This is a genomic window from Enterobacter sp. N18-03635, from assembly GCF_004006055.1.
GTDB classification, from domain to species: domain Bacteria; phylum Pseudomonadota; class Gammaproteobacteria; order Enterobacterales; family Enterobacteriaceae; genus Enterobacter; species Enterobacter vonholyi.
This window is the reverse complement of the sequence record NZ_CP034769.1, coordinates 1,273,498-1,292,247: the sequence shown is the minus strand read 5'-3', so window position 1 is coordinate 1,292,247 and position 18,750 is coordinate 1,273,498. Positions and strand designations below refer to the sequence as shown.

Sequence of the window (18,750 nt, the reverse complement as noted above, 5' to 3'; positions counted from 1 at the left end):
AAGGAAAATGAAACATGGAAAACAACAATCGCTTAATGCCCCATATAAGGCGGACAACGCATATCATGATGTTTGCCCACCGAAACTGCTTTGACTTTCATCTCTTTAATGCCCGGTAGTCCTTCGACTTCTGGCGCACTCGCTTACAGGTTATCCTGAAACATCTTATTTTACAGGTCTTTGCCTGTGAACTCGTGCGCTCATTCATCTTGATTCAGACTCATCCGCACCGGGCGGACTGAATTTCAATCATCAAAAAAGCAATGTACTGATTTTAATCAGCGGCCACCCTTTGCTTTTTTTCCGGAAAATTATCGATTTCTTTCTTGCAAGAAATCGAGGGACGCTTATTACCTAAAATAAAGAGAGAAAGATGAAAAGTTTAAAAATCGCAGCCAGCCGCGCTTGTCCTGATTGCTTTACCACCCAGCGTGAACTGGTGGATGTCAGAGCCTCTGATTATATCGATGTCGCCGCTATTGTTCTGGCGGTCAGTGATATTACCGGCGGGATACTGGACGAAATAGAAGCCACCGGTTTTGGCATTCCCGTATTTGTCGCGACGCAGAAAGAAGAGTTCATTCCGGCAGACTATTTATCGCGCATTCATGGCGTATTTGAGTATTCAGACACCAGCAACGACTTTTATGGACGCCAGCTGGAAGCGGCAGCCCAAAAGTATGAAACCCAGCTGCGCCCGCCGTTTTTCCGCGCCCTGGTCGACTACGTGAAGCAGGGCAACAGTGCGTTCGACTGCCCGGGCCATCAGGGCGGCCAGTTCTTCCGCCGCCATCCTGCCGGCAATCAGTTTGTGGATTTCTTTGGCGAGACGCTTTTCCGCGCCGACCTTTGTAACGCCGACGTGGCGATGGGCGATCTGCTGATTCACGAAGGCGCGCCGTGCATTGCGCAGCAACATGCGGCGAAGGTCTTTAATGCCGATAAGACCTACTTCGTGCTGAACGGCACCTCGTCATCCAACAAAGTGGTACTTAACGCCCTGCTCACGCCGGGCGACCTGGTGCTGTTCGACCGCAACAACCACAAATCCAACCATCACGGTGCCCTACTCCAGGCAGGCGCAACGCCAGTCTATCTGGAAACCGCGCGCAACCCGTACGGCTTTATTGGCGGCATTGACGCCCACTGCTTTGAAGAAAGTTATCTGCGCGAGCTGGTGGCGGAGGTGGCGCCGAGCCGTGCGCGCGATGCGCGTCCGTTCCGCCTGGCGGTGATCCAGCTGGGTACCTACGATGGCACCATCTATAACGCCCGTCAGGTGGTGGATAAGATTGGGCATCTGTGTGATTACATCCTGTTTGACTCCGCCTGGGTGGGTTACGAGCAGTTTATCCCGATGATGGCCGACTGCTCTCCGCTGCTGCTGGAGCTGAACGAAAACGACCCGGGGATTTTGGTTACCCAGTCCGTGCATAAACAGCAGGCGGGCTTCTCCCAGACCTCGCAAATCCATAAAAAAGACAGCCACATCAAAGGACAGCAGCGCTATGTCCCGCACAAGCGGCTGAATAATGCCTTTATGATGCACGCCTCCACCAGCCCGTTTTATCCGCTGTTCGCCGCGCTGGACATTAACGCCAAGATGCATGAAGGCCAGAGCGGCCGCAACATGTGGATGGACTGCGTGGTGAACGGTATCGAAGCGCGCAAGCTGATTCTGGAAAACTGCCATTATCTGCGCCCCTTCGTGCCGGAGACGGTGGATGGCCGTCCGTGGGAAAGCTGGGACACGGCGGAAATTGCGACCGATCTGCGCTTCTTCCACTTCGTACCGGGTGAAAACTGGCACGCCTTTGAAGGCTACGCCGAGCATCAGTATTTTATCGACCCGTGCAAGCTCCTGCTAACCACGCCGGGCATTAACGCCCGCACCGGGGAGTATGACGACTTCGGCGTGCCCGCCACTATCCTCGCTAACTTCCTGCGTGAAAACGGCATCGTGCCGGAAAAATGCGATCTCAACTCGATCCTGTTCCTGCTCACGCCTGCGGAAGATATGGGCAAACTGCAGCAGCTGGTGGCGCAGCTGGTGCGCTTCGAAAAACTGCTCGAGAGCGATGTTCCGCTGAAAGACGTCCTGCCTTCTCTCTACAAACAGCATCCGGAACGTTACGCGGATTACACCCTGCGCCAGATCTGCCAGGAGATGCATGACCTGTATGCCCGCCACAACGTGAAGCAGCTGCAGAAAGAGATGTTCCGCAAGTCCCATTTCCCACGCGTGATGATGAGCCCGCAGGACGCCAACTACGCCTATCTGCGCGGTGAAGTTGAACTGGTTTCACTGCGCGACGCGGAAGGCCGCATCGCCGCGGAAGGCGCCCTTCCTTATCCGCCGGGGGTATTGTGCGTGGTCCCTGGGGAGGTCTGGGGCGGCTCCGTGCTGCGCTACTTCGCGGCGCTGGAAGAAGGCATCAACCTGCTGCCGGGCTTCGCGCCGGAGCTGCAGGGTGTGTACGTCGAAGAGTGCGAGGGCCGCAAACAGGTTCGCTGTAACGTCATCAAACAACCCGCCACTCAGCCCGCGCTGCTGAAAGGAGAGAAATTATGAGTAAGTCCAATAAGATGGGCGTGGTGCAGCTAACTATCCTCACCATGGTGAACATGATGGGCTCCGGGATTATCATGCTGCCAACCAAACTGGCTGAGGTGGGTACCATCTCTATCATCTCCTGGCTGGTGACCGCCGTAGGCTCAATGGCGCTGGCGTGGGCGTTTGCCAAGTGCGGGATGTTCAGCCGCAAGTCAGGCGGCATGGGGGGCTACGCCGAGTATGCCTTTGGTAAGTCTGGCAACTTTATGGCCAACTATACCTACGGGGTGTCGCTGCTGATCGCCAACGTGGCGATTGCCATCTCCGCCGTGGGCTACGGTACGGAGCTGTTTGGCGCGACGCTCAGCCCGGTACAGATTGGCCTGGCCACCATCGGCGTGCTGTGGATCTGCACCGTGGCTAACTTTGGCGGGGCGCGTATCACCGGACAGCTCTCCAGCATCACCGTCTGGGGGGTAATTATTCCCGTTGTCGGCCTGTGCATCATCGGCTGGTTCTGGTTCAGCCCGACCCTGTACGCCAACTCCTGGAACCCGCACCATGTGCCGTTCTTCAGCGCAGTCGGCTCTTCTATCGCCATGACGCTCTGGGCCTTCCTCGGTCTGGAATCCGCCTGTGCGAACGCAGAAGTCGTTGATAATCCGGAAAAGAACGTCCCGATTGCGGTCCTCGGCGGTACGCTGGGCGCGGCGGTGATCTATATCGTCTCGACTAACGTGATTGCCGGGATTGTGCCAAACATGGAACTTGCTAACTCTACGGCACCGTTCGGACTGGCCTTCGCGCAGATGTTCACGCCGGAAGTCGGGAAAGTGATTATGGGTCTGATGGTCATGTCGTGCTGCGGTTCACTCCTTGGCTGGCAGTTCACCATCGCGCAGGTGTTTAAATCCTCGGCTGATGAAGGTTACTTCCCAAAAATCTTCTCCCGCGTGACCAAAGCCGATGCGCCGGTGCAGGGCATGCTGGCGATTGTCATCTTCCAGAGCGGATTGTCGCTGATGACCATTAGCCCGTCGCTGAACAGCCAGTTCAACGTGCTGGTCAACCTGGCGGTCGTGACGAACATCATTCCGTATATTCTGTCGATGGCGGCGCTGGTGATCATTCAGAAAGTGGCGAAGGTGGATCCGCGCAAAGCGCGCGCGGCCAATATCGTGGCGCTGATTGGCGCGATTTACAGCTTCTATGCGCTCTACTCATCGGGCCAGGAAGCGATGCTCTACGGGGCAATGGTAACCTTTATGGGCTGGACGCTGTACGGTCTGGTGTCACCACGGTTTGAATTGAAGAATAAGCACAGTTGAAAAAAAGCCCGGTGGCGCTAGCGCTTACCGGGCCTACGATCGTTGTTGTAGGCCGGGCAAACGCAGTGCCGCCCGGCACACAAACCGCACTTACGCGTTTTTCAGCACTTCGCTGACAATCTCTACCGCTTCTTTCTCAATCTGCTGACGATGATCAGCGCCGAGGAAGCTTTCGCAATAGATTTTATACGCATCTTCCGTGCCGGATGGGCGAGCGGCGAACCAGCCGTTTTCAGTCATCACTTTCAGTCCACCAATGGAGGCGCCGTTACCCGGTGCCGCCGTCAGACGTGCGGTGATCGGGTCGCCCGCCAGGGTGCTTGCGCTGACCATCTCCGGTGAGAGTTTGGAGAGGGCCGCTTTCTGGGCTGACGTCGCGCTGGCCTGAATACGGTTATAACTTGGTGCACCAAAGCGTGCCGCCAGCTCGTTGTAATGTTCCTGCGGGTTCTTACCGGTGACCGCGGTGATTTCCGCCGCCAGCAGGCACATGATGATGCCGTCTTTATCGGTTGACCATGGCGTGCCGTCGAAGCGCAGGAAAGAGGCCCCCGCGCTCTCTTCACCACCGAAGCCAAAGCTGCCGTCGTGCAGACCGTCAACAAACCATTTGAAGCCCACCGGCACTTCCACCAGCTTGCGGCCCAGCGCCTCAACCACGCGGTCGATCATCGCGGAGGAAACCAGTGTTTTACCGACGGCCACCTCTTTACCCCACTGCGGGCGGTGCTGGAACAGGTAGTTGATCGCAACGGCCAGATAGTGGTTCGGGTTCATCAGCCCGGCAGGAGTGACGATACCGTGACGGTCGTAATCCGGGTCGTTAGCAAACGCCAGATCGAATTTATCACGCAGCGCCAGCAGGCCCGCCATCGCGCACTCGGAGGAGCAGTCCATGCGGATCGCGCCGTCTTTATCCAGGTGCATAAAGCGGAAGGTCTGATCGACGTGATCGTTCACGATGGTCAGATCCAGCTTGTAGTGCTCGGCGATACGTTTCCAGTATTCGATACCGGAGCCGCCCAGCGGATCCACGCCCAGCTTGAGGCCGGCTTTCTGGATGGCCGCCATATCGACGATATCCGCCAGGCCTTCCACGAACGGCTGAACCAGATCCAGCTCTTTCACGCGACCGGACGCCATGGCCGCATCCAGAGAGATGCGCTTCACGCCTTTCAGGTCATCAGCCAGCAGCGCGTTCGCGCGATCCTCCACCACTTTGGTGACGTTGGTGTCTGCCGGGCCACCGTTAGGCGGGTTATATTTGATACCACCGTCTTCCGGCGGGTTGTGGGATGGCGTGATAACGATACCGTCAGCCAGCGCGCCACCTTTTTTGTTGTGCACCAGGATGGCGTTAGAGACCGCAGGCGTTGGGGTGAAGCCGTTGTTCTCCTGAACAATCACATCAACGCCGTTTGCCGCCAGCACTTCCACCACAGAGATGAACGCCGGTTCAGACAGGGCATGGGTATCTTTCCCCACGTAGCACGGACCGGTAACGCCGTTTTTAGCGCGCTCTTCCGCAATGGCCTGAGCAATGGCCAGAATGTGCGGTTCGTTAAAGCTATGGCGCGCCGCGCTGCCGCGGTGACCAGATGTACCAAACTTCACTGCGTGTTCTGCGTTGCCCACGACCGGCTTCAGCACGTAATACTGCGCGGTCAGCTGAGCGACGTTAATCAAATCGCTTTGTTGTGCAGGTTGGCCTGCACGGCTGTGATTTGCCATTACCGGGTCCTTCTGATGCAAGGGTTAAATTGTACCGCAAACCTTTTCAATCAATTCCGCCGGGAACTGCATGGACTGCATGATGTGTTCAATCATGCTGCACTTGCGGCCCGTATTGGTATTGGTGATCACCCAGTAAGGGGTGCCAGGAACATGTTTGGGTTTGGTTTGATTGCCATTTTGCAGCAGCGTCTGCTCGTCGCCCGCGAAATAGACGCGAGTACGACCGTGCAGCGACTCGGTCGCTTCAGCAAACGCTTTGTTATCCAGTGAGTAAAGTGTAGACAGCACCAGCATAAAGCGGTTAACCGCCTTTTTCTGCTCCGCGTATTCATCGGAAAGGAGCAGCTCGCGCATCGCGCGCACTTTATCTTTTGCCGGCGTCACGGCAGGTTTTGCTTGTGCAACAACGCTTGGCTGAGACACGACATCTTTGGTGACTGGGGTAGCAGGCTGTGAAGCGGCGGAAATTTTAAGCATGCGCCGTAAAATGTCGGACGCGCTCTCCCCGATATGCCGCGTCTGGCTGGCAATATACTGATAGAGTTCGTCATCAACTTCGATTGTTTTCATCTTAATCCAGTGCGATATCTTATCTGAATACAAGTCATTGGGATTATAAGGTCAAATCCCAACAGCGGATAGCGTCAAACCAGGTTGGCGGCAAAAGTCAGATTAAACTGGAACCTTGCAGCCGGGCGGCAGAATGGTCAACATGATACCCTAACCTGACATACGTAAAAAAAGAACTTTGCCATGAAATTGAATACCCGAGCGCAAACTGCACAAACGCCGAACAATAATTCTCCCATCGTACTGGTTCACGGGCTTTTTGGCAGCCTGGATAACCTGGGCGTGCTGGCGCGCGATCTGGTTACCGACCACGATGTTTTACAGGTCGATATGCGCAATCACGGTCTTTCCGGCCGATCCGACGAGATGACCTACGCGGCAATGGCGCAGGATCTGCTGGATACGCTGGATGCCAACGACCTGCAAAAGGTGACCCTCATCGGGCATTCAATGGGTGGCAAAGCGGTGATGGCCCTGACGGCACTGGCCCCGGAGCGTATTAACGGCCTGGTTGTAATTGATGTTGCGCCCGTGGATTACGACGTCCGCCGCCACGACGAAATTTTTGCCGCCATCAATGCGGTCACCGAAGCGGGCGTCGCGACTCGCCAACAGGCGGCTGCCGTCATGCGTGAGCATCTTGATGAAGAAGGCGTAGTCCAGTTCCTGCTGAAGTCGTTTGTTGACGGCCAATGGCGTTTTAACGTGCCGGTGCTATGGAACCAGTACAACAACATCGTGGGCTGGGAAACCGTCCCCGCCTGGCCGCACCCTACCCTCTTTATTCGCGGCGGTAACTCTCCTTACGTTACCGACGCGTACCGCGACACGCTGCTGGCCCAATTCCCGCAGGCTCGCGCCCACGTGATTGCCGGTGCCGGACACTGGGTGCACGCAGAAAAACCCGATGCCGTGCTGCGCGCCATTCGCCGCTATCTCGCTGATACGACAAATTGATTAAAAAGAAAGCGACTGGAAGGCTGCGGGCTTCCAGTCGTTGGCGTGCCGTTTTTGGTGATGTATGATGGCGCGCTTATCGCCCGGGCATTAGCAGGGCGGCGTGTTTCCCCCGAAGTCTCAGAATCATGGCCAAAGAACAAACGGACCGTACGACACTAGATCTGTTCGCGAATGAGCGTCGCCCGGGACGACCGAAGACGAATCCGCTTTCGCGCGATGAACAGCTGCGTATCAATAAACGCAATCAGCTTAAACGCGATAAAAATCGCGGGCTTAAGCGTGTCGAACTGAAGCTTAACGCCGACGCCGTCGATGCGCTGAACGAGCTGGCTGACGCGCGAAATATCAGCCGCAGCGAGCTCATTGAAGAGATGTTAATCGCCCAGCTTGAGACGTTACGCAGCCAGGCATAAGTCTGAAAATCCCCTTTATTACCCTTTTCATGTAGCACAGAGTGCAGTCCTGCGCGATAGCTGTTTCCGCAGGGTTGCCAGTTCTGCTATTATTGCCCTTATCCGTGGCCGAATTGCGCCACCATACTATTAAGTTTCAAGAGGTTATTTTACTCATGGCAATCATCGGCATTTTCTTTGGCAGTGATACCGGCAATACCGAAAATATCGCAAAAAACATTCAAAAACAGCTCGGTAAAGACGTTGCTGATGTGCATGACATTGCCAAGAGCAGCAAAGAAGATCTGGAAGGCTATGATATTCTGCTGCTGGGTATCCCAACCTGGTACTACGGTGAAGCCCAGTGCGACTGGGATGATTTCTTCCCGACGCTGGAAGAAGTGGACTTCAACGGTAAGCTGGTTGCCCTGTTTGGCTGCGGTGACCAGGAAGACTACGCTGAGTATTTCTGTGACGCGCTGGGGACCATCCGCGACATCATTGAGCCGAACGGCGCGGTTATCGTAGGCCACTGGCCGACCGCTGGTTACCACTTCGAAGCGTCTAAAGGCCTGGCCGATGACGATCATTTCGTGGGTCTGGCCATCGACGAAGACCGTCAGCCAGAACTGACCGCCGAGCGCGTTGAGAAATGGGTTAAGCAGATCCGTGAAGAACTGCACCTGGACGATATTCTTAACGCCTGATTTTTCTCGCGGCGCAACGGCGGTTGCGCCCGCGCACCAGGTCAAACCGATTAAATTAATTGCTACAATCTTTTAACTTTTTCGCCCAGACCTGTACAATGTCTCCCTGATAAAATGTGGTTTTCCATTGAGCAAGTTTGTTGGTGATGCCCCATTTTTATAAGCATATTTTGCCTGAGACTTGCAGTTTTCATTTAGCCATGGCAGTTCTATAATGAGACGCATTATCCCAGGTGCATTTTCTGTCACTTCCTACAGAAGTGAATCGTTTAGCAACAGGACAGATTCCGCATGACTGACAACAATACCGCATTAAAGAAGGCTGGCCTGAAAGTTACGCTTCCTCGGTTAAAAATCCTCGAAGTGCTTCAGGGTCCAGACAATCACCATGTCAGTGCGGAAGACCTTTATAAACGTCTTATCGACATGGGTGAAGAGATTGGGCTGGCTACCGTCTATCGCGTGCTGAACCAGTTTGATGACGCGGGCATTGTCACCCGTCATAATTTCGAAGGCGGTAAATCTGTTTTCGAACTGACCCAGCAGCAGCACCACGATCATCTGATCTGCCTCGACTGCGGCAAGGTCATTGAATTCAGCGATGATTCCATCGAAGCGCGCCAGCGTGAAATCGCCGCGCGTCACGGTATCCGCCTGACCAACCACAGCCTGTATCTTTACGGTCACTGCGCTGAAGGCGACTGCCGCGAAGATGACCACGCGCACGACGCAAAATAATCAAGTGTTCATACTCTGAGCCAGCCGAAAGGTTGGCTTTTTTTTTGCCAGAAAAAAGCCCGGTAAGCGCAGCGCCACCGGGCGTAAAGCAACTTATTTATTATTGTTGCGTATCTCGTTCCAGATCTTATCGCAACGTTTGGTCACTTCCTGATCGTTACCGGTTTTACGCGCCTGGATACAGGCCTGGTAATCCATCACCCGGACGTTCTCCCGCGTCGCAAACTGCTCATGCGCTTTCTCTTTCTTCAGCACGTTCAGCACGCTCTGACAGGCTTCAATTTTCTCCGGCGATCCTTCTGCTGTATTAATACAGGCGCTATAGGCCTCCTTCAGCCGGGAATCTTCTTTCGGTGCCTCACTCTGAGCACACGCCACCAGCCCTGATGCCAGCAACGCGACGATTACGATTTTTTTCATCATATGCAGTCTCCGGTCCGGCGGGATCTAACCCGCCGGAAGATTCATCAGAAGATTGTGAACGGTGCGATAACCATGAATTTCACGTCACGTTCATCCTGGAAGATGTTGCCGTAACCGCCCGCGTAGCTCGGGATATCGGAGTGGTTGTCATACTGAGTGAAGTGCAGTTTGAACATTGTGCCTTTCGCGCGGCCATCCTGCAGGGTATAGATAGCATCGAGGCTGTAAGAAGACTCTTTCAGGCGATAGTTGGGATCGTAGTATGCGTCCGGAGTTGCCATATCGGCAGGTTTTGCATCCCAGGCGTAAGCGTAAGAAGCGCCCACCGCCCAGCCAGGCAGGTTCCAGTTTTTCAGGTCGTACATTGCGCCGAAGAAGACCGCTTTCTCGCCGTCGGCGTTGAAGTCTGAGCGGTTATCCCACCAGATATCAAGACGACCGTTGGATGAGGCATAGGTCGGGGTCATACGCTGCAGGAAGTAGCCCTGCTGCCCTTCCGCCTTCACCCATGTTCCTTCCAGACGTAAATCAACCTGACCGACCTTATAGCCGAAGGTTAGCGCCTGCAGCCACGCGGTGCCATCATAAATGTCATTGACGCCACCGTTGCTGACTTTGTCGCGCGTACCGTAGAACTGATAGCTGGTACTCAGCGGGCTACCCGCGACATCAAACTTATAGCTGGCCTTGGCAAAGTACTGATCGATATACCCTTGCGCCTGGCCAAATGCTGCTTCGAGAACCAGATCGTTTTTGAAGTCGTATTTCGCCCCCAGCGAGTGGAGATAATCGACTTTGGTTTTCTTATCGTTCTGGTAGAACTTGTCCATCTCGATGTGCCAGGGTGCTTTGTACTCGTTGGTCCACATATAGGAGAAGCTCAACGCACCCGCATCACCGTAGTCAAAGTTCGCCCCGGCTTCCGCACCCTGATAGGTACCCGGCATAAAACTCCAGTGCGGTGCTAACAGGGTCTGGCCAGTTGGCTGAATATAACCACCGCGCGCCCATACCGGACCGTATTTAAATTTTGCAGCGGCTTTGTAAAGGCTGATGCCGCTCTTATCCCCGGACCAGTCTTCTTTATACGCTTTATTGCTGGAGGAGAAGGCAATTTCGTTCGGGTGGGCGCTGTCGCCGTTTTCCGCCATTTCAATCGCGGTAAACGCAGCAATATCCAGACCGAACATATCCGCGGCATAGCCTGACTGGAAGTCCAGGTTGGCGTTCCAGGTGGAATGAGAAAGGTTGGTTTTGTATTTGTCTTCGGTGACGTCTTTACGGTCACGTTCACGCTGCCAGTAATAGATACCGCCCGTGAGGGTAGAATCGTCGATGAAGCCCGCCGCTTTTGCCTCTGGTGTCACCACCAGGCCCGACATTGCTGTCACACCGGCAATAGCCAGCGCCAGCGCACTACGTTTGCCACTGAACGTACGCATAGATTATTCCTCTTTGACGAATTAAAACGCCTGAAACGGCGTAAATAAAAAAGACCAAATGGTCAGGGGTAGTTTTAAATACCCTCGAATTAACTACCGTCGTTAGGTTATTTTTCGCGACGCGAATTATCAATGCTTTTTAGCGGACAAAAGTCAGGATTATGACGAAGTGCACATAATTAGTAGTGCTTTGTAACATTTGCAGGGAGTCGAGGAATGGCGGGAAATTTTCAAGTATTTCAGTGGCTAGACGAGAAACATCTTCCCTTTCTTATAACCTTTTTGTTTTTCCTAATGACACAAACTTTTTTTTGAAAAATAAGTAGCACCTCATTGACCTGATATTTTTATCACACCTTTTTAGGCCCTGGCTTAATACCCTGATCGTTAAATAAAAAAACGCCGCATAGTGCGGCGTTTGTCTCTCATTGACCAGACCAGCAATATTATTCGCCAATCTTCGTCCAGGTATCACGCAGACCTACGGTACGGTTAAATACCGGTTTTTCTGCCGTGCTGTGTCGGCTGTCCAGGCAGAAGTAACCTTCACGTTCGAACTGGAACGCTTTGCCTGCTTCAGCGTTTTTCAGAGAAGGCTCCGCATAGCCCTGCTTAATCACCAAAGATTCCGGGTTGATGGTCGCCAGGAAGTCTTCCGCAGCACCAGGGTTAGGCACGCTGAACAGACGATCGTACAGACGAATTTCTACCGGCAGCGCGTGGGATGCGCTCACCCAGTGGATAACGCCTTTCACCTTGCGGCCATCCGCAGGATCTTTGCTCAGCGTTTCAGCATCATAAGAACAGAAGATGGTGGTGATATTCCCTTCTGCATCTTTCTCAACGCGCTCGGCTTTGATGACGTAGGCATTACGCAGACGCACTTCTTTACCCAGCACCAGACGCTTGTACTGCTTGTTGGCTTCTTCGCGGAAGTCAGCGCGGTCAATCCAGATCTCGCCGCTGAACGGCACGTCACGGCTTCCCATTTCCGGTTTGTTCGGATGGTTAGGCATGGAGACCAGCTCGCTTTCACCCTGCGGATAGTTTTCGATAACCAGTTTCACCGGATCGATAACCGCCATCGCGCGCGGAGCGTTTTCGTTGAGATCTTCGCGAATGCATGATTCAAGGGACGCCATCTCGATGGTGTTGTCCTGCTTGGTCACGCCGATACGTTTGCAGAACTCACGAATAGAGGCGGCAGTGTAACCACGACGACGCAGACCAGAAATGGTAGGCATACGTGGGTCATCCCAGCCCTCAACGTGCTTGTCGGTCACCAGCAGGTTCAGCTTACGCTTGGACATCACGGTGTATTCCAGGTTCAGACGAGAGAACTCGTACTGGCGCGGATGCACAGGAATGGTGATGTTATCCAGAACCCAGTCGTACAGACGACGGTTGTCCTGGAACTCCAGCGTACACAGGGAGTGCGTAATGCCTTCCAGCGCATCGCTGATGCAGTGGGTAAAGTCGTACATCGGGTAGATGCACCACTTGTTGCCGGTCTGGTGGTGTTCCGCAAACTTAATGCGGTACAGCACCGGATCGCGCATCACGATGAACGGAGACGCCATGTCGATTTTGGCACGCAGGCACGCTTTGCCTTCTTCGAAGCCACCGGCACGCATTTTTTCAAACAGCGCCAGGTTCTCTTCCACGCTGCGGTCGCGGAACGGGCTGTTTTTGCCTGGTGCGGTCAGCGTACCGCGATACTCACGGATCTCGTCAGCAGACAGCTCGTCGACATACGCCAGACCTTTGTTGATAAGCTCTACCGCATAGGCGTACAGCTGATCAAAATAGTCAGAGGAGTAGCAGATATCGCCAGACCAGTTGAAGCCCAGCCATTGCACGTCGTTCTTAATGGACTCAACGTATTCGATGTCTTCTTTTACTGGGTTGGTGTCATCGAAACGCAGGTTGCACTGTCCCTGGTAGTCTTGCGCAATGCCAAAGTTCAGGCAGATGGACTTCGCATGCCCGATATGCAGGTAGCCGTTCGGCTCCGGCGGAAAGCGGGTATGAATTGTGGTGTGCTTACCACTGGCCAGATCTTCATCGATGATCTGACGAATAAAGTTACTCGGGCGGGCTTCAGCCTCACTCATCGTGGATTCCTCAAAGCGTAAACAACGTATAACGGCATATGATCTTATAAGCCGGACGTAGTGACAACCCTTAAAACGTCTCTGAAGAAAATAATGGGGGCATTTGCTGCAAAAAAAAGCGGCGGAGGATCTCCCCCGCCGCTTAAGGCATGACTCTACTCAGGAGCGATTACTTGCCTTTAATTTCGTACAGCGGTGTTTGACCCGCAACAACCTGACCTTTCGCCTGAATGACCAGGCCGCTGAAGTCGTCGATGTTGCTGCAAACGACCGGACTTATCATGGAGCGCGCGTTGGCGTTCAGGAAGTCCAGATCCATTTCCAGAATCGGCTGCCCTGCCACCACTTCAGCGCCCTCTTCCACCAGACGAGTAAAGCCCTGGCCGTTCAGCGCAACGGTATCGATACCCATATGGACAACGATCTCCGCGCCATTTTCGGTTTCGAGGCAGAACGCATGGTTGGTGTTGAAGATTTTCACGATGGTACCGGCAGCCGGAGACACAACGGTTTTGTCCGTTGGTTTCACCGCCACACCGTCACCGACCGCTTTGCTTGCGAAGGCTTCGTCAGGCACTTGCTCAATCGCAACGACTTCACCGGTTACCGGTGAAACCAGCGCGGCTATCGTTTTGGCGTTGGGTACCGCCTGCGGTTTTGCAGCCGCTGGCGCGGCGGCAGGTGCGGCAGAAGCTTCTGCTGCGGCTACCGGGCCGGTAGTTTTCATGGCATTAGCAATTTTCTCTGCCACAAAGCCAACGATAATCTGCACGCTGGTTTTGTTCAGGCGGATAACACCGGACGCGCCCAGACGTTTGGCCAGCGCTTCGTTCACCAGGGAAGAGTCTTTGACGTTCAGACGCAGACGAGTGATACAGGCATCGATACCGGTCAGGTTGTCAGAACCGCCTACTGCGGCGATGTACTGACGCGCCAGACCTGAAACGTCCTGGTCCTGAGCACCGCTCACGTTCACATCCTGACCATCCGCTTCGCTACCGGCCACGGCCAGTTCACGACCCGGGGTCATGAGGTTAAATTTGGTGATAGTGAAACGGAACACTACGTAGTAGATCGCGAAGAACACCAGACCTTGCGGGATCAGCATCCACCAGTGGGTCGCCAGCGGGTTACGGGACGAAAGCACCATATCCACCAGACCGGCGCTGAAGCCGAAACCGGCAATCCACTGCATGCTGGCAGCGATGAACACGGAGATACCGGTCAGCACGGCGTGGATCACATACAGAACCGGCGCCACGAACATGAAGGAGAACTCCAGCGGCTCGGTGATACCGGTGAAGAAGGCCGCGAACGCGCCCGCCATCATGATACCCAGCACTTTCGCTTTATTCTCTGGACGCGCGCAGTGGTAGATAGCCAGCGCAGCACCCGGCAGACCAAACATCATGATCGGGAAGAAGCCCGCCTGGTAACGACCGGTGATACCGACAACCGCTTTACCTGCTTCGATGGACTGTGCGCCACCCAGGAAGTTAGGGATATCGTTAATACCGGCAACGTCGAACCAGAACACGGAGTTCAGCGCGTGGTGCAGACCAACCGGGATCAGCAGACGGTTGAAGAACGCGTACACGCCCGCACCGACAGAACCCAGTTTCTGGATATGCTCACCGAAGTTCACCAGACCGTCGAAAATCATCGGCCAGACGTACATCATGATGAACGCGACAACGATCATCACAAACGAGGTCAGGATAGGGACCAGACGGCGGCCGCTAAAGAAGGAGAGCGCTTTTGGCAGCTCTACGCTGCTGAAGCGGTTATACAGTTCGGCAGAGATGATACCCACAAGGATACCGACAAACTGGTTGCTGATCTTACCGAATGCCGCCGGAACCTGGTCCGCCGGAATTTTTTGGATCATGGCCACTGCTGCAGGTGAGCAGAGAGTGGTTAAGACGAGGAAACCGACAAAACCGGTCAGCGCAGCGGCACCGTCTTTGTCTTTGGACATACCGTAAGCCACACCAATCGCGAACAACACGGACATATTGTCGATAATGGCGGAACCTGACTTGATAAAGAACGCCGCCAGCGCGCTGGTATTACCCCAGCCGTTGGGGTCGATCCAGTAGCCGACACCCATCAGGATGGCTGCGGCAGGCAGCGTGGCGACCGGCACCATAAGTGCGCGGCCAACCTTTTGTAAATAACCTAGAATACTCACTTTCTTCCCCCTATGAGACCCCGTTTAAGGCATGTTCTCAGCTCTGTTTTTTATTGTGTCACGAACTATAGATACAGTTGATGCTTCACTGGCATTGTGAGTGTGTGAAAAATTAATTCGTATCGCAAATTAAACGCGTACTTTTTGTGATTTTTGTCACCAAATATCGTTATTAACCCTCCCTTGCACTGGCTAACAGTGAAAACTTATTTTATCATTCAAAAAATCAAGACGGATTGATCCGGCCTGAAAGTTTCCAGGTTACGCTTAAGTATCAGGTTCCGATAGCTATCCGCCCACTCTTCTACTTTAACTCTTGAGGTGAACAATGAGACTGATTCCCCTGGCAACTGCTGAACAAGTTGGTAAATGGGCCGCTCGCCATATCGTTAACCGTATCAACGCCTTTAAACCAACTGCCGATCGTCCTTTCGTTCTTGGACTTCCGACAGGCGGCACACCGCTGACTGCCTACAAGGCGCTGGTTGAGATGCATAAAGCAGGCCAGGTTAGCTTCAAGCATGTTGTGACATTCAACATGGATGAATACGTTGGCTTACCGAAAGACCACCCGGAAAGCTACCATAGCTTTATGCACCGTAATTTCTTTGATCACGTTGATATTCCAGCTGAAAATATTAACCTGCTGAATGGAAACGCGCCTGATATTGACGCAGAATGCCGTCAGTATGAAGAAAAAATCCGTTCTTACGGTAAGATCCATCTGTTTATGGGTGGTGTAGGTAATGATGGTCACATCGCGTTTAACGAACCGGCGTCATCTCTGGCTTCCCGCACCCGTATTAAAACGCTGACCCATGACACGCGCGTGGCAAACTCCCGCTTCTTTGACGGCGATGTTAACCAGGTTCCAAAATACGCCCTGACCGTAGGCGTAGGCACCCTGCTGGATGCTGAAGAAGTGATGATTCTGGTGCTGGGCAGCGTGAAAGCCCAGGCGCTCCAGGCTGCCGTTGAAGGCAACGTAAACCATATGTGGACCATAAGCTGCCTGCAGCTGCATCCGAAATCAGTCATCGTCTGCGATGAGCCGTCCACGATGGAGCTGAAGGTTAAAACGCTGAAGTACTTCAACGAGTTAGAAGCTGAGAACATCAAAGGTCTGTAATTGAATAACCGCCTCTTCATCAAGAGGCGGCCGCTTTTTTTAACCGGGGGTCGTTATGTACGCTTTAACCCACGGTCGGATTTATACCGGCCATGATATTCTGGATGACCATGCGATTGTTATCGCTGATGGCCTGATTGAACGTGTTTGCCCGCTGGCAGAACTGCCGCCGGAGATTGAACAGCGCTCACTCAATGGAGCAGTAATCTCCCCCGGTTTCATCGACGTGCAGCTCAACGGCTGCGGCGGTGTGCAATTCAATGACACCGCGGATGCGGTGACGGTAGAAACGCTGGAGATCATGCAGAAAGCCAACGAGAAATCGGGCTGCACCAGCTATCTGCCAACGCTCATCACCAGCAGTGATGACCTTATGAAGCAGGGTATCCGCGTGATGCGAGAATACCTGGCCAAACATCCTAACCAGGCGCTGGGTCTGCACCTTGAAGGGCCATGGCTGAATATGGTCAAGAAAGGAACGCATAACCCGGACTACGTGCGTAAACCTGATGCAGAGCTGGTTGACTACATGTGTGCCAACGCCGATGTGATCACCAAAGTGACGCTGGCGCCTGAAATGACGGGTACGGATGTCATCAGCAAGCTGGCCGCCGCCGGGATTATCGTTTCAGCAGGCCACTCAAACGCAACGCTGAAAGAAGCGAAAGCCGGTTTCCGCGCGGGAATTACTTTCGCAACTCACCTTTACAACGCCATGCCGTATATCACAGGCCGTGAACCGGGTCTGGTCGGGGCGATTCTGGATGAGCCAGACGTCTACTGCGGCATTATTGCTGACGGCTTACACGTCGATTACACCAACATTCGCAACGCTAAGCGGCTGAAAGGTGACAAGCTTTGTCTGGTGACGGATGCCACCGCACCGGCAGGTGCAAATATTGAGCAGTTCATTTTTGCCGGTAAAACAATATACTACCGCAATGGACTGTGTGTGGATGAAAACGGTACGCTGAGCGGTTCCTCTTTGACCATGATTGAAGGGGTGCGTAACCTGGTAGAACATTGCGGGATTGCGCTTGATGAAGTCCTGCGTATGGCAACCCTGTATCCGGCTCGCGCAATGGGCGTGGATAAACAGCTCGGCGGAATTGCACCAGGTATGGTTGCAAACCTGACGGCATTCACACACGATTATAAAATTATTAAGACCATCGTTAATGGTAACGAGGTCGTCACTGAGTAAGTAAAAGTATGACACCTGGCGGACAAGCTCAAATCGGTAATGTCGATCTCGTTAAACAACTTAACAGTGCGGCGGTATACCGCCTGATTGACCAGCACGGCCCCATCTCGCGGATTCAGATAGCCGAACAAAGCCAGCTTGCTCCCGCCAGCGTGACAAAAATTACCCGCCAGCTCATTGAGCGCGGTCTGATCAAAGAAGTCGATCAGCAGGCCTCCACCGGGGGCCGCCGCGCCATCTCTATTATTACCGAAACCCGCAATTTTCAGGCTATTGGCGTCCGTCTGGGCCGCCATGACACTACCCTCACGCTGTACGATCTGAGCAGTAAAGCCATTGCGGAAGAACACTACCCTCTTCCGGAACGCACCCAGGAGACGCTGGAACATGCGCTGCTCAATACCATCGCGCAGTTTATTGAAAGCTGTCAGCGCAAGATCCGCGAACTCATCGCCATCTCCGTGATCCTGCCCGGCCTGGTCGACCCGGAAAGCGGCGTGATCCGCTATATGCCGCACATTCAGGTTGAAAACTGGGGGCTGGTCGACGCGCTGGAAAAGCGTTTTAAAGTGACCTGCTTTGTGGGTCACGACATCCGCTCTCTGGCGCTGGCAGAGCACTACTTTGGTGCGAGCCAGGACTGTGAAGACTCTATTCTGGTGCGCGTCCACCGCGGTACGGGTGCAGGCATTATCTCTAACGGCCGGATTTTTATTGGGCGCAACGGTAACGTCGGAGAGATCGGCCACATTCAGGTTGAACCTCTCGGGGAGCGCTGCCACTGCGGCAACTTTGGCTGCCTTGAAACCATCGCCGCCAACACGGCCATCGAGCAGCGCGTTCGCCATCTGCTTGAACAGGGTTATCAAAGCCGCGTCACGCTGGACGACTGCAAGATAGGCACCATCTGCAAAGCCGCTAATAAAGGCGACGCGCTGGCCTGTGAAGTGATCGAGCAGGTGGGGCGCCATCTGGGGAAAACCATCGCCATCGCCATTAACCTGTTTAACCCACAAAAAGTGGTGATCGCCGGTGAAATTGTGGAAGCGGAAAAGGTTCTGCTCCCTGCGATTGAAGGCTGTATTAACACCCAGGCGCTGAAAGCATTCCGCCAGAATCTTCCGGTGGTTCGTTCAAAGCTTGACCATCGCTCGGCGATTGGCGCGTTCGCGCTGGTCAAACGCGCCATGCTCAACGGAATTCTGCTCCAGCATTTGCTGGAAAGCTGATCGAACCTTATAGTAACGCCTTCTTTTTTTATGTC

16 protein-coding genes are annotated in these 18,750 nt (G+C 53.9%); 10 read left to right on the top strand and 6 right to left on the bottom strand.

Annotation, left to right across the window (positions count from 1 at the left end; genetic code table 11):
• Positions 1-14: 14 nt before the first annotated feature.
• The 3 genes from speFL to potE all read left to right on the top strand — a co-directional run bounded on the left by speFL (position 15) and on the right by potE (position 3,882).
• Positions 15-119, top strand: a complete 105-nt coding sequence (gene speFL, locus ELK40_RS06845) for a leader peptide SpeFL (RefSeq protein WP_003858645.1) — start codon at positions 15-17, stop codon at positions 117-119.
• A 254-nt stretch (positions 120-373) separates the two neighbouring features.
• Positions 374-2,572, top strand: a complete 2,199-nt coding sequence (speF, locus tag ELK40_RS06840; RefSeq protein ID WP_127730055.1) for an ornithine decarboxylase SpeF — start codon at positions 374-376, stop codon at positions 2,570-2,572.
• Positions 2,569-3,882 carry a putrescine-ornithine antiporter gene (gene potE, locus ELK40_RS06835; protein WP_127730053.1) on the top strand — a complete coding sequence of 438 codons (1,314 nt, stop codon included), beginning with the start codon at positions 2,569-2,571 and terminating at the stop codon, positions 3,880-3,882. Before speF ends, potE begins: the two co-directional genes overlap by 4 nt.
• Positions 3,883-3,972: 90 nt before the next feature.
• Here the strand turns inward: potE and pgm are convergent, their stop codons facing one another.
• Together pgm and seqA are read right to left on the bottom strand one after the other, a co-directional pair.
• The gene (gene pgm / locus ELK40_RS06830; protein ID WP_127730051.1) at positions 3,973-5,613 is read right to left on the bottom strand and encodes a phosphoglucomutase (alpha-D-glucose-1,6-bisphosphate-dependent); all 1,641 of its coding nucleotides are present in this window, start codon (positions 5,611-5,613) and stop codon (positions 3,973-3,975) included.
• 24 nt (positions 5,614-5,637) lie between these two features.
• Complete coding sequence (gene seqA, locus ELK40_RS06825) at positions 5,638-6,186, bottom strand: replication initiation negative regulator SeqA (protein ID WP_008501070.1); 549 nt, start codon at positions 6,184-6,186, stop codon at positions 5,638-5,640.
• A gap of 183 nt (positions 6,187-6,369) precedes the next feature.
• Here seqA and ybfF point away from each other — a divergent pair, with 183 nt between their 5' ends.
• The 4 genes from ybfF (at position 6,370) to fur (ending at position 8,983) form a co-directional block, all read left to right on the top strand.
• A complete protein-coding gene (gene ybfF, locus ELK40_RS06820; protein ID WP_127730049.1) occupies positions 6,370-7,143 on the top strand; it encodes an esterase in 774 nt (257 codons plus the stop codon).
• A 128-nt stretch (positions 7,144-7,271) separates the two neighbouring features.
• A complete protein-coding gene (gene ybfE / locus ELK40_RS06815) occupies positions 7,272-7,559 on the top strand; it encodes a LexA regulated protein (protein ID WP_023334913.1) in 288 nt (95 codons plus the stop codon).
• Between the two features lie 155 nt (positions 7,560-7,714).
• Positions 7,715-8,245, top strand: coding sequence for a flavodoxin FldA (gene fldA / locus ELK40_RS06810; protein ID WP_008501067.1), 531 nt, complete (start codon positions 7,715-7,717; stop codon positions 8,243-8,245).
• Positions 8,246-8,536: 291 nt separating this feature from the next.
• Positions 8,537-8,983: a ferric iron uptake transcriptional regulator gene (fur, locus tag ELK40_RS06805; protein ID WP_014169146.1), complete on the top strand. Its 447-nt coding sequence runs from the start codon at positions 8,537-8,539 to the stop codon at positions 8,981-8,983.
• A gap of 93 nt (positions 8,984-9,076) precedes the next feature.
• Here fur and chiQ read toward each other — a convergent pair whose 3' ends face one another.
• The 4 genes from chiQ to nagE all read right to left on the bottom strand — a co-directional run bounded on the left by chiQ (position 9,077) and on the right by nagE (position 15,153).
• Positions 9,077-9,403 (bottom strand): ChiQ/YbfN family lipoprotein, encoded by a 327-nt coding sequence (gene chiQ, locus ELK40_RS06800; protein WP_111964473.1) that lies wholly within the window; start codon positions 9,401-9,403, stop codon positions 9,077-9,079.
• Positions 9,404-9,450: 47 nt separating this feature from the next.
• Positions 9,451-10,848: a chitoporin gene (gene chiP / locus ELK40_RS06795; protein ID WP_032661118.1), complete on the bottom strand. Its 1,398-nt coding sequence runs from the start codon at positions 10,846-10,848 to the stop codon at positions 9,451-9,453.
• Between the two features lie 446 nt (positions 10,849-11,294).
• Positions 11,295-12,962 carry a glutamine--tRNA ligase gene (gene glnS / locus ELK40_RS06790; protein WP_115874500.1) on the bottom strand — a complete coding sequence of 556 codons (1,668 nt, stop codon included), beginning with the start codon at positions 12,960-12,962 and terminating at the stop codon, positions 11,295-11,297.
• 169 nt (positions 12,963-13,131) lie between these two features.
• Positions 13,132-15,153, bottom strand: a complete 2,022-nt coding sequence (gene nagE / locus ELK40_RS06785) for an N-acetylglucosamine-specific PTS transporter subunit IIBC (RefSeq protein WP_115874499.1) — start codon at positions 15,151-15,153, stop codon at positions 13,132-13,134.
• Positions 15,154-15,481: 328 nt separating this feature from the next.
• Between nagE and nagB the strand changes: the two genes are divergently transcribed.
• The 3 genes from nagB to ELK40_RS06770 are packed head-to-tail and all read left to right on the top strand — an operon-like array spanning position 15,482 to position 18,715.
• Complete coding sequence (gene nagB, locus ELK40_RS06780) at positions 15,482-16,282, top strand: glucosamine-6-phosphate deaminase (RefSeq protein ID WP_013097568.1); 801 nt, start codon at positions 15,482-15,484, stop codon at positions 16,280-16,282.
• A 55-nt stretch (positions 16,283-16,337) separates the two neighbouring features.
• Positions 16,338-17,486, top strand: coding sequence for an N-acetylglucosamine-6-phosphate deacetylase (nagA, locus tag ELK40_RS06775; protein WP_127730047.1), 1,149 nt, complete (start codon positions 16,338-16,340; stop codon positions 17,484-17,486).
• Between the two features lie 8 nt (positions 17,487-17,494).
• Positions 17,495-18,715, top strand: a complete 1,221-nt coding sequence (locus ELK40_RS06770; protein WP_021242995.1) for an N-acetylglucosamine repressor — start codon at positions 17,495-17,497, stop codon at positions 18,713-18,715.
• Positions 18,716-18,750: the final 35 nt, after the last annotated feature.